The 12,835-nt window shown below is 51.4% G+C and carries 13 protein-coding genes; 3 read left to right on the forward strand and 10 right to left on the reverse strand.

Annotated features, from left to right (window positions below; all coding sequences use genetic code 11):
* Nucleotides 1-84: 84 nt before the first annotated feature.
* The gene (locus V7775_RS16510; protein WP_335753008.1) at nt 85-399 is read left to right on the forward strand and encodes a hypothetical protein; all 315 of its coding nucleotides are present in this window, start codon (nt 85-87) and stop codon (nt 397-399) included.
* Nucleotides 396-779, forward strand: coding sequence for a YybH family protein (locus tag V7775_RS16515; protein ID WP_335753009.1), 384 nt, complete (start codon nt 396-398; stop codon nt 777-779). The genes V7775_RS16510 and V7775_RS16515 overlap by 4 nt, the downstream gene beginning before the upstream one ends.
* A 233-nt stretch (nt 780-1,012) precedes the next feature.
* Here the strand turns inward: V7775_RS16515 and V7775_RS16520 are convergent, their stop codons facing one another.
* The 6 genes from V7775_RS16520 to V7775_RS16545 form a co-directional block, all read right to left on the reverse strand.
* A complete protein-coding gene (locus V7775_RS16520) occupies nt 1,013-2,065 on the reverse strand; it encodes an ABC transporter ATP-binding protein (RefSeq protein WP_335753010.1) in 1,053 nt (350 codons plus the stop codon).
* Nucleotides 2,053-3,597: a sulfatase gene (locus V7775_RS16525; protein ID WP_335753011.1), complete on the reverse strand. Its 1,545-nt coding sequence runs from the start codon at nt 3,595-3,597 to the stop codon at nt 2,053-2,055. The genes V7775_RS16520 and V7775_RS16525 overlap by 13 nt, the downstream gene beginning before the upstream one ends.
* A 2-nt stretch (nt 3,598-3,599) precedes the next feature.
* Complete coding sequence (locus V7775_RS16530; RefSeq protein WP_335753012.1) at nt 3,600-4,649, reverse strand: DUF4432 family protein; 1,050 nt, start codon at nt 4,647-4,649, stop codon at nt 3,600-3,602.
* Nucleotides 4,646-5,485, reverse strand: coding sequence for a carbohydrate ABC transporter permease (locus tag V7775_RS16535; RefSeq protein ID WP_335753013.1), 840 nt, complete (start codon nt 5,483-5,485; stop codon nt 4,646-4,648). Before V7775_RS16535 ends, V7775_RS16530 begins: the two co-directional genes overlap by 4 nt.
* Entirely contained in the window at nt 5,482-6,360 is an 879-nt protein-coding gene (locus V7775_RS16540) for a carbohydrate ABC transporter permease (protein ID WP_335753014.1), read from the reverse strand. Before V7775_RS16540 ends, V7775_RS16535 begins: the two co-directional genes overlap by 4 nt.
* A gap of 90 nt (nt 6,361-6,450) precedes the next feature.
* Entirely contained in the window at nt 6,451-7,797 is a 1,347-nt protein-coding gene (locus V7775_RS16545; protein ID WP_335753015.1) for an ABC transporter substrate-binding protein, read from the reverse strand.
* Nucleotides 7,798-7,920: 123 nt separating this feature from the next.
* Between V7775_RS16545 and V7775_RS16550 the strand changes: the two genes are divergently transcribed.
* On the forward strand, nt 7,921-8,832 hold the full coding sequence (locus V7775_RS16550) for a LysR family transcriptional regulator (protein ID WP_335753016.1): 912 nt from the start codon (nt 7,921-7,923) through the stop codon (nt 8,830-8,832).
* Nucleotides 8,833-8,841: 9 nt separating this feature from the next.
* On the opposite strand, the gene V7775_RS16555 is transcribed toward V7775_RS16550, so the two are convergent.
* From V7775_RS16555 to V7775_RS16570, 4 genes are all read right to left on the reverse strand, one after another.
* Nucleotides 8,842-9,624, reverse strand: a complete 783-nt coding sequence (locus V7775_RS16555) for an SDR family oxidoreductase (protein ID WP_335753017.1) — start codon at nt 9,622-9,624, stop codon at nt 8,842-8,844.
* Nucleotides 9,625-10,905: an L-fuconate dehydratase gene (locus tag V7775_RS16560; protein WP_335753018.1), complete on the reverse strand. Its 1,281-nt coding sequence runs from the start codon at nt 10,903-10,905 to the stop codon at nt 9,625-9,627.
* Nucleotides 10,902-11,762 (reverse strand): fumarylacetoacetate hydrolase family protein, encoded by an 861-nt coding sequence (locus V7775_RS16565; protein ID WP_335753019.1) that lies wholly within the window; start codon nt 11,760-11,762, stop codon nt 10,902-10,904. The genes V7775_RS16560 and V7775_RS16565 overlap by 4 nt, the downstream gene beginning before the upstream one ends.
* 73 nt (nt 11,763-11,835) lie before the next feature.
* Nucleotides 11,836-12,783: an ABC transporter substrate-binding protein gene (locus V7775_RS16570; protein ID WP_335753020.1), complete on the reverse strand. Its 948-nt coding sequence runs from the start codon at nt 12,781-12,783 to the stop codon at nt 11,836-11,838.
* Nucleotides 12,784-12,835: the final 52 nt, after the last annotated feature.

Consider the following 12,835-nt stretch of genomic DNA (forward strand, 5'->3'; position numbering starts at 1 on the left):
ACTATGTAAGATATTTGCCGTCTTATACTAACAATAATGGTCCCCTAAATTCGTAGCAAGAGCAAACAATAAGAGGATCAAACGATGCCAGCGATTACCGAAATCTTTGTCATGTCTATGAAGGACCCCGAACGGGTAGATACAATCCGCGAAACTGCGCGCGCCGATTTTACCAGCCTTGAGGGCGTCACTTCGTGGAAAACATTTGTCACCACGGACACCAGCCGCCGAAAATTGTTCGTGGAGATTTTCACATTTCCTGATCACGCCACTGCAAAAGCGACAACACCCCAATTTGCCGAACGTGATGCAACCAAAGCCTTCCTAGCCGAGATCGAGGACATCATTGTCGGCCAGTATTTTACAGAACACCAACCTAAATCAGGAGGGATCAAATGAGCGATTTCACCGACCTTAGCGCCGCCTTAGATGAGTGGAATGCCGCCCTAGATGCTGGCGACATCGAACGGCTTGTTGCGACGTGCCACCCGGACGTTATTATCTGTAACGAACGCCAGCCGACCACCGTAGGTACACAAGCGCTGCGCGACAAATACGGCCCACGCATTGCGGCTTCTACCTTCAAGTCGACTGTAGAAATTCTGGACACCAAGGTTTTTGGCGACTTTGCTGTGCTGGTCACAAACTTTGACGTGAAGGTCACGGACAAAGCTACTGGTCAACGAGGCGGAGGCTCAGGGCGATTGGTCATCGGCTATCAGCGTGATGAAAGCGGCAATTGGTTAATGGCCCTGGACGTTGACAACAACGATTCATAGCCAGCGGAGGTGCCATGTAATTATGTTAATGGGCGCATCGTAACAGTAGCGTTGTACGTCCATTCTTAATAGGAATGGGCGTACAATTTGGTTCGTATCAGCCGTTCTGCGCTGCTGATTTTTGCAGTCTGGCGTTACCCAATTTCAGCTCCAACAACCCAACACCAGTTGGCACAAAGCTTGATCACCGGCATTAGTTGATATCAGTAGGTCAAACCCTAAATTCAACCTGCCTAGTTAATCCTTGCACCTGTAGAACGATCAAACAGGTGAAAATACCCGTCCATGACTCTGCACGGGACAACATCGCCAATCGCTAATTCATGCCTGTCATTCAAGCTTACCCTCACATCTTGCCCGCCCACTTCCAACACCAAATTAAGCCTGTCACCTGTGTTTTCGGTCGCCAGTAGCTTACCACTGAAATGTGCCTCTTCTGCGGATGAGACCCTGACATGTTCTGGCCTGAATCCTAATGTCACGTCGCGCGAAGAGCCTGCCTCAAACGGGAAGGTTGTCTTTAAGGCGACAATTCCAACACCAGCTTTCATCTGACCCTCAACCAAATTCATTGGCGGTGTGCCGACAAATCCCGCTACAAAAACGCTCGCTGGACGATCATAAAGTTCAAGCGGCGGGGCAAATTGTTCTATCCGTCCTTCATTCAATAACATCACACGGTCCGCCATGGTGAGGGCCTCAACTTGATCATGTGTGACGTAGATAGACGTGACATTGAGACGTTGTTGCAGATTGCGAATTTCACTGCGCATCTGTACCCGTAATTTCGCATCCAAATTTGATAAAGGTTCATCAAACAAAAACACCTTGGGTTCGCGAACAATGGCACGGCCCATCGCAACACGCTGTCTCTGGCCACCAGACAAATCCTTGGGCTTACGGTCCAAATAGGGCGTCAGGTTCAATAGTTCCGCTGTTTCGGAAATCCGACGCTGCCGCTCTGCTTTATCCAACCCCATCAATTCCAAAGGGAAATCGATGTTCTGCGCTACGGTCATATGTGGATAAAGGGCGTAAGATTGGAAAACCATTGCGATATCACGTTCGCGCGGGCCCTGTTCGGTGACGTTTTTGCCGTCAATTGTGATTGCACCACTTGTTGCATCCTCCAACCCGGCGACAATGCGCAAGAACGTCGATTTACCGCAGCCGCTTTCCCCCAAGACAGCAATGAATTCGCCATCCTCGATCTGTGCGTTAAGCCCATGCAGCACCTGCACAGCACCAAAGGATTTCGTCAGGTTGTCTATGGTCAGTTTTGCCATGATGTGGCCTCCGCATCAGGTTTGAGATCTAGTCGGGCGAAGGCTTCGGGTGGGGCGTTGTGGCGGCGCATTTCACGTTCAAGTTTTTTGGCCATAATCAAATGCAACGCATCATCATCCAACGCGTTTTCTTGATGGGGATCGGCCAGAACATCAAACAACAACGTTTCACTTGCGACCATCGCAGCGGGCCCATGTGAGCTGTACCAAGGTGATTGTTCAATGACTGGTATACGCATCACCGAATAGCCGTCAGCGTAATTTAGACCAGTGATTATTTCTGCCTGCGCCATCTCTTCACAGATGAAGTATTCACGCATGTGGCTTGGTACCAACGTGTATTGAAAAAGCGTTTGGTCCAGCAAGTTATCTGGATAACGGAAATAAGTATAACGCCCATCCGTGACATTGATTGCCCCACCAAAGTAACCAAAGATAACGCTTTCATGGTTCGTGATCTCTGCGTTCTGCAACACTGGCAACAACGATTTACCACGCACAGCATCGGGAATATCACAACCAAACGCCTCAAGGAACGTCGGCATCAAGTCAATCGTCTGACTGAGAGCATCCCGTGAGTGCCCCGCCAAATCCGCGTGATCAGGATGATGAATGAACAACGGAATATGTGCGATTTCCTGATAGGCTGGCATCTTATTTTTCGCCCACCAATCATGTTCGCCTGTCAGATACCCATGATCGGTTGATACAACCAACATTGTATCTTTCCACATGTCTAGCGCATCCATTTGGTCCAGCAAACGTCCCATCTGAGCATCACAATGCGCAAGCAAAGCCATGTAATTTGCTCGTAGCTCTGCCGCCTCCGCCTCATCCTGCGTTACCCGTGCATAAGGGGGCCAGTCGCGAATAGGGCCTTCATAATCTGTAGGAAACTGTTTTCGCCAACGCTCCGGTGCGTGAAACGGCTCGTGCGGATCAAAGGTCTCAATCTGCAAAAACCAGTTATCCGCATCCTTATTTGTTTGCAAATACTCACACCCAAGATCAAAGCACTGCGTTGAGGAAAAATCGGCTTCTTCTTTTATGTAATCCCGGTTGATCATGTAATGCAGCGGCAGATCACCTAATTTCTCGCTGTATTGGTCTGGATGATATTGCGTGCGATACCTATCCAGATCAGGTTCAACATGCGCCTTCCACACGTCACCTTCTTGTCCGCGCAAAAATTCGAAGCTGGAAAAGGCATTCTGATACCCCGCACCACCAACTTCAAGATAGTGATAATGGTCGGTGATCAAGTGGCTGTAGATCCCCTGCTTTTTCATGACCTCTGTCATTGCGGTATCAAAGGGTTCAAGCGGCCCCCAACTGCGGTGCATGAAATTCAAACGCCCTGTTTGCAGGTCGCGGCGCGCAGGCATGCAGGGCAAACTCCCGACATAGTGATTGTCAAACCGCACTGATTTTTCCGCAAGGCGGCGGAAGTTTGGTGTCTGCATCAAATCTGAACCATAGGGCTCAAGGAAATGACGATTTAGGGTGTCAAAAAGAACAAAGATAGCACGCATCGTTATACAGACCCTTCCATGCCAGCCGCGACAATTTGAACGGTAAAGACACGATCCTCGCCGGGGTTCAAAATTGGCATTTCATTTGCCTCTCTGGCGGCCTGACGTGACCTTGCCGCAGTTGAACAGGGTTCAATCCCAATCATATTTGCCCCTTCCCCGCGCACCCGCAGCATCTGCACATAGGGCAATGTGTCCGTAGAATATGAAACGCGCATGGAGATCCCCTTTTGCGGGTTCTGAATGTGACAGGTCGCCATTCCAGATTTGGAAGTTTGTCTATGGACTGATAGCTCGGAAACCGGAATTTTCGGCGTTTGCCCCATTGCGGCAAAGGGGTCATGATCGCCGTTGCGCCAAACACAAGTTGATGGATCCATCGAGATCACAGTGCCCTGATCAACCAACGGATAACCAAGATTGAAGTGATACAGCATCATACTTGGCATCGCGGTTGTACCGATGTTCTTAACTGTGTCACGAATGGTGAGGGTCGTACCCCCTAATGGCATTTCGATACGCCGGCGCAGTCTAAGTGCGCCGCGAAACATCATAGATTGCACGATTTCACCCTCGCACCAGATCATTGGCTCTGCCGCATCTTCGTCGATGCCATACCCGATCAATCGCGCGGGCTGATGTGCCCCAGCTCCATGTAAGGGGTATGCGATGTCTTTCGTGGGATGCAGCGGCGCATGCTGCGAGGGTTCAGTTTCAGGTTGGCGGATGTGATCAAACCCACAGGTCCCAAGGAACCCGTTCATGCCCGTCAGCCACCCCTGCCCGCTCTCTGCATGTGGATCAATATGGGCGGCGCTGCGGCACCCTGCGGGTGTGTGGAAAGACAATGTAGTGCCGTTCAGCGCGAGACGTCCAATGTCAAACGTCCGGTCCACGATAATCTCGGCTTCCAGCCCACCGCCGCTGCGCAGCTCAAGCACGCGCACGCCTCGTTCCGCACCATCGCCCAGCGTGACCAGACGAACATCAGCGTACGCCGACAAGGCCCCGTATCGCTGGCGCAGAGCATGGATGCTGTTTGACGCGTTCATTTCACCGCTCCGGCAGTGAGGCCTTTGACGATGTAACGTTGCCCAAAAAGCAGCGCCAGCAACGCCGGAATGGCAGATAACACCGAGGCCGCAGCCATCTGCGTATATTTTATCTCGTTTTCCTGCGCAAATTTGGCAATACCCACTGGAACGGTAGCTGAGGTATTATTGGTCAACGCGAGGGCGACGGGGAATTCATTCCAACTAAAGATAAACACCAGAATGCCCGTAGACACCAAACCCGGCACCATAATCGGAATCACCACGCGCCACAGGGTTTTTACAAACCCCGCACCATCAATAAATGCCGCCTCTTCCAGCTCACGAGGGATTTCGCGTAAAAATGACGACAGCAGCCAAAGCGACATCGGCAAGTGCAACGTCGTATGCGCAAGGATCAATGCAATCGTATCATTCGCAAGGCCAACACCGCGAAATAATTCGTACCACGCACCAGCAAGCGTGACAGGTGGCACCAAGTTAAACACCACAGCCCAAAGCAGGAACAGATTAACGACCCAATTCGGCCAGCGCAGGCGCAGCAATGAATACCCAGCCAGAAAGCCAATGCTCATTGCCATCATTGTGCTGATCGACGCCACAATAATTGAATTCAGAAAATTGCGGGCAAACAGAGACGTATTACCAAACAAAACTTCGTCATAGTTCATCGAAACAGGGGTAAATTTAACCGTGCCCATGAGCAGAGCAATCTGCGTTTTAAACGACGCAAGCGCGATCCACAAAAACGGTCCGATTGTCAGGACTGCCGCCAGAAATAAAAAGGCTAACAGAACGCGATCAACGGAGAGATGTTGTTTTCTAACAGTGCTCATTGGCTCCGGCTCCTCTGGCGTGTCATGGCGATGCCGATGATTGTGGCGATGATAAAGATCACTGTGACCGACATGGCAGAGCCATAGCCCGGATTGTCCTGCACAAAGAAACGCTGGTAGATGGTGAAACTGATCACTTCGGTTGTGGTGCCCGGCCCCCCGCCCGTTAACAAATAAACTTCGTCAAAAACCTTGAAGGCGATGATCGCACGAAACACAAATGTTGTGAAAATCGCAGGCCATAGCAACGGCAACGAAACCCTGCGAAACTCCTGCCACTTGGTCGCACCGTCAATTTGCGCAGCTTCAGAAACATCCTTGGGCAACGCCTCAACTGCGGCCAGCAGCAGCAGGAATGAAAACGGCGTCCAATGCCAAATATCCACGATAATGACAGACATCAGCGCCAAAGAAGACGAGCCCAACCAATCAATTGGCCCCAGCCCAACAAGGTCAAGTATCTGGTTCACCACCCCGAATTGATAATTGTACATCAACCGCCAGATCGCACCGATGATGATACCCGGGATGAGGATAGGCAGCAGGAAAAGTGTACGATACGCGCGGGACCTTCTACCCAATCGCGAGCAGGCCAGCGCCAACATGAGACCGATAAAAACCTGTGCCGATGTAGCGACAACAACCAAAATGATCGTGTTCAGGATGCCCGCCTTGAACAAAGTATCCGATGCAAGTGCGCTGTAGTTATCAATGCCTACCCATTCCCAATGCGCTTCGCCCCCTGACCATGTCACCTCAGCAAAGCTGAGCGCGACGAGATTGAAAAGAGGTAGTGCGGATAGAAGGATCAGAAATATCAAAGCCGGAACAAGCGAAAGATATTTGGCTGCATGCCGGTTATTTGATTGTGCCATGGAATGCCCACCAAAATCGCAATGTTGAAAAGCGGCCTAGAGCCACATCAAAAAACTGGCGACAACATGTGCCGCCAATTAAAAGCTTGATCAGTTTTTCAGATCAGGCAAGTGGCCTGTATCGTAACCTGAATCCACCATGATCTTTTCAATATCCGCAGCCATGCTATTGAGCGCTTCCACTGGCGTGATTTCGCCCGCAACGGTTCTGTTTAGGCCCACTTCCAGCACTGCAACAATTTCCGAACCCTCAGGGATCGTCCATAGGCGACGTGCTGTCGGGGATGCGGTGCGCATGGTCAGCATATAGCGGTTCTCCGGCTTATCCGCGAAGTCAGATTCGTATGCCGCAGCAGAAACAGGAGAGCCGCCCAATTCCGCATAAGCAATCTGGGTTTCAGGCTTTTGGAACCAATTCAAAAACGCCAAAGCCGATGCTTTGTTCTCATCTTCTATGTTCTTTGGAATACCACCAACCCAGTGGCCCAATGCAGGTGCCGAAGAAAAGCCCGGCGCATGGGGAATGGTCATATATCCAATCTTGCCCGGCACGATGGATTTATTCGGATCATCCATTTGCGATTGCGCCGCAGCTGGTAGCACTGCATGCGCCGCACGGCCTGTGACCAGATACTGGATCAAATCGCCCTGCTCCATGCTTGCAGGGTTTTCAGGTCCAACTTCACGCGAGAATTTCACATATGTTTCCAGGGCTTCCAACGCTGCAGGGCTGTTGATCGTGACGTCAAAATCACCGTTGCCTTCGTCTTCAAAAAGCGAGCCGCCGTGACTGATGAGGTAGGGCCAGTAATCCCAAGTAATGGAAATCGTTGCCCGCGCGCTGCGCTGCATCATGCCAACCATCTCGGGTGGGTTGTGCAATGCTTTAGCGTTGGCAAGTAGCTCATCCCACGTTTCGGGGATGCTCAGGCCGTTTTCTTCGTACAGGTCTTTGCGGTAAAACATCATCGTGATGTTTGGATTAACCGGGATCGTCAGCAGATCACCAGTTTCACAGTTCACCGTCTTTTCCACGGCATCAAAGCATATCGTATCATCGTAAGTGTACATCTGTGGATCAAGTTTGAAATCCGCATCAATGTTTTTCAACGGCTCAAGAAAACCACCGTGGTACATCTCGGGATAGAAGATGCCATTTACTATCAAAATATCATATTCACTCTTCTCTGAGCGAACGGCGTTGCGCTGCTTCTCTAGGCTCCCTGCATAGGGGTTCACATCAAGAGTGACCTTGTTGCCCGTCTCGGATTCATACAGATCAACGACGTTAGCAAAACCTTGCAGCCAAGGTGACTGATTGATGACGATGTTGATGGGCGCAAGATCTTGCGCGTGGCCAATTGTAGCAGTTGAAATACCCAGCGCTGCCGTTACCGACAATGCAGCCGTGCGGCTGAAATGTGAAATAAATGTCATGGTGCCCTCCCTAAAAGCTCGTTCATCTTGAGGTCATTAAAGTACAACAACAAGCTTCTTTTATATTGATTTATATAACCTTTTAGAATACCTTTTCATGCATTCCTTCAGTGAAGTTAAAGCATGATAAACATTAGACAATTTCGACATTTTATTGCCGTTCTTGAAAGCGGCAGCCTGCTTGGGGCCTCCAAAGAACTCAACATCAGTCAACCCGCGTTAAGTAAAAGCATCGCGTCGATAGAAAGTTACTACAAGGTTCCGTTGTTCAAACGATTGCCGCGTGGTGTGCAACCCACAGGATTCGCGCTAACGCTGGAACCACATGCCCGCCGCATCCTGTTTAATGTCGCCGAAAGCCGGACCGAGATTGCAACTATTGCCGCCGGATCATCCGGCCGTATCGCCGTTGGAACCGGGTCATCATTTGTTGGGGTACTATCAGAAATGATGCACGACTTTGATCGTGATTTTCCCGATGTGCAATTCACCGTACTGACCGATCATGCCCATAACCTGCGCCAAGCCCTATTGGGGAACCGTATCGATTTCTATGTCGGCATGGCGAACAACGAATTTGATGATGCCGCTTTTGATGTTCAAACTCTGTTTGCCGACCGTTTCACGGGCCTATGTTCGCCAGATCATCCATTTGAGGGCACTGAATTGGGTCCTGCGCAACTTGCCAAATACGAATGGATTTTCCCGAACCTCGAAGAGCCTGCTCGCGCCGCATTAGATGCTTATTTCATTAGCAACAAACAGGTCCCTCCGCGCGTGAAGATCACCACCAACGCTGAGCACGTCATGCGGCATTTCCTATCCGATACACAATTCCTGAGTGTGACGCCTTTCACGAATATCCACCTCCCTGAGTTCCAGGGGTTTGGGCGGTTTCACCTCAAAGGGTTTGAATTTGAACGCAAAGTAGGCATCGTGCGCCGAACCAGCGCCATGTCCAGTCCTTTGGTTGAGAAGTTCATCGCACGCCTATCAGACAGAGTCTCACAGATGCGGGATGGGGCGAAAACCTAACGGCCTATTTTACTCGGCATCAAGTGCGCGATCCAGATGCGTATACCCCCCGTCAACAAACACCCATTGTCCGGTGGTATGCCCCGCACGCGGTGACAACAGAAACACAACCTGATCGGCCAGCTCTTCGGGTTTGGTCATGCGATGACCCATGGGAATACGGCGGGTAATTTCTGCAAGCTGCGCCTGAGGATCATCAAACGTCTGCATCCAACGTTCGTAAAGAGGCGTCATGCTTTCGGCCGGAATAACGGCGTTCACCCGAACACCTTCATGCGCCAGCGCCGCTGCCCATTCTCGTGTCAGTGCCAGTTGCGCACCCTTGGCGGCAGCATAGGCAGAGGTATTCCCCTGTCCGGTGATCGCCGTCTTTGAAGAGATATTGACGATGGCACCCTGTGTCACCTTCAGATGTGGCACGCAAAGATGGGCCATCGTGTAATAATGCGTCAGGTTCCGATCGATGGAGGCACGAAATGCTTCCGGCCCCGCATCTAACCCGATGCTATCATTTGCTCCGGCGTTATTAACCAACCCGTCAATCCGCCCGAATTGAGCGATCACCTGCTCCACCGCTGCACCGCATTGCGTATCATCAGTCAACTCGGTCAGGATAACTTTTGCACGTGGGCTTTTGACCTTAAGCGCCGCCTCGAAATCAGGGTCCGCGGCACGGCGGCAAAGCACAATCGGTATCGCGCCTTCATCGGCAAGTGAGACCGATATTGCAGCCCCAATGCCTGAAGCACCACCAGTAACCAAAACCACTTTATCCCGCAGACCCATATCCATCTAGTCGTTCCCTTTAAACGTATACTCTGCCAACGACTCCGGCTTCATTTCAATCGAAAACCCCGGCATGGCTGGCGGCATATAAGCCGCATTCTGAATAATACAGGGGTCGACAAAGTGCTCATGCAGATGGTCGACAAATTCAATCACACGGCCTTCACGCGTTCCTGAGATACACAGATAATCGATCATCGACATATGCTGTACATATTCACACAAGCCCACACCGCCAGCATGCGGGCAAACTTTTAGATCATATTTTGCAGCCATCAGCATGACGGCCAGAACCTCATTCAGCCCCCCCATCCGGCAACTGTCAATCTGCACCACATCAATTGCGCCGCGCATGATCAACTGCTTAAAGATGATCCGGTTTTGACACATCTCACCCGTTGCGACCTGAACAGGGGCAACAGCCTCACGGATTTTACGGTGCCCTTCAATGTCATCCGGGCTGGTCGGTTCTTCGATAAACCAAGGGTTCACAAATGACAGCTGTTTTACCCAGTCAATCGCCTGATCGACCTCCCAAACTTGGTTTGCGTCGATCATCAGATTCACGTCTGGCCCACATTCATCACGCGCAATGGTCAGGCGGCGGATGTCATCCTCAAGGTCATGGCCCACCTTCATTTTCACATGCCTAAATCCAGCATCCACCGCTTCGCGGCACAAACGCCGCAGCTTGGCGTCATCATAGCCCAGCCAGCCAGCCGAGGTCGTGTAACACGGATACCCTTCGGCTTTTAACGTGGCGATGCGCTCGGCCTTGCCATCTGCCTGCTTGGTCAGGAACTCCAACGCCCATTTGGGTGTAACGCAATCGGTCAGATACCGGAAATCAATGCATCGCACCAATTCCTCAGGCGTCATTTCAGCCACCAATTGCCAGACGGGTTTGCCCATCTCCTTGGCCCACAGATCCCACGCTGCGTTAACAACCGCGCCCGTGGCCAAATGTATCGCGCCCTTGTCAGGCCCAATCCAACGCAATTGGCTATCCGATGTAATATGGCGCCAGAAGCGGCCCATGTCCGCAGCAATCCAATCCGTTTCAAGACCCACAACCAAGGGGCGCAATGCGGCGATCGCTGCTGTGCAAATTTCGTTGCCGCGACCGATGGTAAAGGTCAAACCATGACCTTCATGTGCCCCGTCCGTTTCAAGGACCACATACGCTGCAGAATAGTCCGGATCAGGGTTCATCGCATCAGACCCATCCAACGACTGAGACGTTGGAAACCGGACATCAACCGTTCTTAGGCCAATGATCTTACTCATGCCACTGCTCCGCGTACATTTTGCGTCTGCTCACCCAGCTTATCGATACCAAGCTTCATCACCTCGCCACCCTTCAGATAAACAGGTGGCTTCTGACCCATCCCAACACCGGGTGGTGTACCTGTTGAAATGATATCCCCCGGCTGAAGGGACATGAATTGCGAGCAATATGAAATCAGGAATGGCACTTTGTAGACCATCGTCGAGGTGTATCCGTTCTGAAAACGTTTGCCATCTACGTCACACCACATGCCCAGACTGTCGAAATCGCCAACCTCGTCAGGGGTCACTAACCATGGGCCAGTTGGGCCAAATGTATCGCAGCCTTTGCCCTTGTCCCATGTCCCTTCACGCTCAATCTGAAACGCACGTTCAGATACGTCGTTGATCACGCAAAAACCGGCGACATGCGACAGTGCATCTGCCTCGTCGATGTACGAACCGCCCTTGCCAATCACGACACCCAGTTCGACTTCCCAGTCGGTTTTGACCGAGCCGCGCGGAATTTGAACATCATCATCTGGGCCAACAATGGCAGACGTCCATTTATTAAAAATTACCGGCTCTGATGGAATTTGTGCGCCCGTTTCCGCAGCATGATCCGCATAGTTCAAACCAATACAGATGAACTTTCCGGTCCCTGCAACGCAAGCGCCTAACCGCAAATCTTTTTGCGGGGTGCCTTTGACAACCGCCAGAGTGTCAATATCGATCTCTGCTATCTTCGCCAGTTTATCAGGTGACAGGTCAGCCCCCGATAGATCCCCAATAACGCCGCTAAGGTCGCGGACTGCACCGTTGCTATCAAGCAAGCCGGGTTTCTCTTGTCCTGCTGGACCATAGCGTAAGAATTTCATCGGGACGTCGCTCCATCTGTCGGGAATATAGGAAAGGCGGGCACCATTGGCCCCCGCCTCTGTTCAAGTTGAGTTAGTCGTAAAGGACGGCCGCAATTTCTGGATCGTCGATATTGCTGGCGTCATAATAGTAGAAGCCTGTGTCGATGGTTTCTGGCACTGCTTCGCCTTTGGAAGCCATCAACGCCGCCTTGACGGTTTCATAGCCGATGCCAACGGGGTTCTGTGTGATAGCACCCGCCATCAAGCCAGAGCGGATTGCTTCTTTTTGCGCCGCGCCACTGTCGTAACCGATGATGGTGATGCCCTCGGCTCCGTTTTCACGTACGCCGTTAACAACCCCAATAGCCGATCCCTCATTTGTGCCGAACATGCCTTTTAGGTCAGGGTTGGCAATGAGGATCGATTTGGCAATTTCAGTTGATTGCAACTGATCGCCTGCACCGTATTGAACGGTTACAATTTCGATGTTCGGGTATGCTTCCGCCATCCGGTTCACAAACCCATCACGGCGGTCAATGCCCGTCCGGCTGGTTTGGTCATGCGCGATCACAGCAACCTGACCCTCACCACCGATGAATTCGGCCATCTTGTCAGCAGCGAGTGACGCAGCAGCAACGTTATCTGTCGTAGCCGTGGAAACCGGAATATCACTGTCGACGCCACTGTCGAATGCGACGATCGGAATACCTGCCTCTTTCGCCTGACGCAGCAGCGGAATGGCCGCTTGGCTATCAAGTGCTGCAAAACCAATTGCGGCTGGCTTCTTAGCCAAAGCAGCTGCAAGCATATCAATCTGGCGATCTACCTGTGCTTCGCTGTCAGGACCTTCAAACGTGACCTCAACACCGAATTCTTCGGCTGCCTTATCGGCACCTGACTTTACCGCCTGCCAAAACTGGTGCTGGAATCCCTTTGAGATCAGCGGGATATAAATCTTGTCCTGCGCCTGAACTACGCCAGTACTCAGAACCAGTGCGGAAGCACTTAGCGTGCCCATTAGTGTACGTCTATTTAGCATTTTATTTCCTCCGTTAAGTATATGATCGTGTCTATTTGAGGGGCGTTGATCG

The organism is Sulfitobacter sp., from assembly GCF_036960155.1.
In the GTDB taxonomy this organism is placed as follows: Bacteria; Pseudomonadota; Alphaproteobacteria; order Rhodobacterales; family Rhodobacteraceae; genus Sulfitobacter.

What these genes read in the sequence shown, in the direction of transcription:
- V7775_RS16525 (WP_335753011.1), bottom strand. Translation starts at nt 3,597, where the DNA reads ATGCGTGCTATCTTTGTTCTTTTTGACACCCTAAATCGTCATTTCCTT.
- V7775_RS16540 (WP_335753014.1), bottom strand. Translation starts at nt 6,360, where the DNA reads ATGGCACAATCAAATAACCGGCATGCAGCCAAATATCTTTCGCTTGTT.
- V7775_RS16550 (WP_335753016.1), top strand. Translation starts at nt 7,921, where the DNA reads ATGATAAACATTAGACAATTTCGACATTTTATTGCCGTTCTTGAAAGC.
- V7775_RS16510 (WP_335753008.1), top strand. Translation starts at nt 85, where the DNA reads ATGCCAGCGATTACCGAAATCTTTGTCATGTCTATGAAGGACCCCGAA.
- V7775_RS16530 (WP_335753012.1), bottom strand. Translation starts at nt 4,649, where the DNA reads ATGAACGCGTCAAACAGCATCCATGCTCTGCGCCAGCGATACGGGGCC.
- V7775_RS16545 (WP_335753015.1), bottom strand. Translation starts at nt 7,797, where the DNA reads ATGACATTTATTTCACATTTCAGCCGCACGGCTGCATTGTCGGTAACG.
- V7775_RS16520 (WP_335753010.1), bottom strand. Translation starts at nt 2,065, where the DNA reads ATGGCAAAACTGACCATAGACAACCTGACGAAATCCTTTGGTGCTGTG.
- V7775_RS16560 (WP_335753018.1), bottom strand. Translation starts at nt 10,905, where the DNA reads ATGAGTAAGATCATTGGCCTAAGAACGGTTGATGTCCGGTTTCCAACG.
- V7775_RS16515 (WP_335753009.1), top strand. Translation starts at nt 396, where the DNA reads ATGAGCGATTTCACCGACCTTAGCGCCGCCTTAGATGAGTGGAATGCC.
- V7775_RS16535 (WP_335753013.1), bottom strand. Translation starts at nt 5,485, where the DNA reads ATGAGCACTGTTAGAAAACAACATCTCTCCGTTGATCGCGTTCTGTTA.
- V7775_RS16570 (WP_335753020.1), bottom strand. Translation starts at nt 12,783, where the DNA reads ATGCTAAATAGACGTACACTAATGGGCACGCTAAGTGCTTCCGCACTG.
- V7775_RS16565 (WP_335753019.1), bottom strand. Translation starts at nt 11,762, where the DNA reads ATGAAATTCTTACGCTATGGTCCAGCAGGACAAGAGAAACCCGGCTTG.
- V7775_RS16555 (WP_335753017.1), bottom strand. Translation starts at nt 9,624, where the DNA reads ATGGATATGGGTCTGCGGGATAAAGTGGTTTTGGTTACTGGTGGTGCT.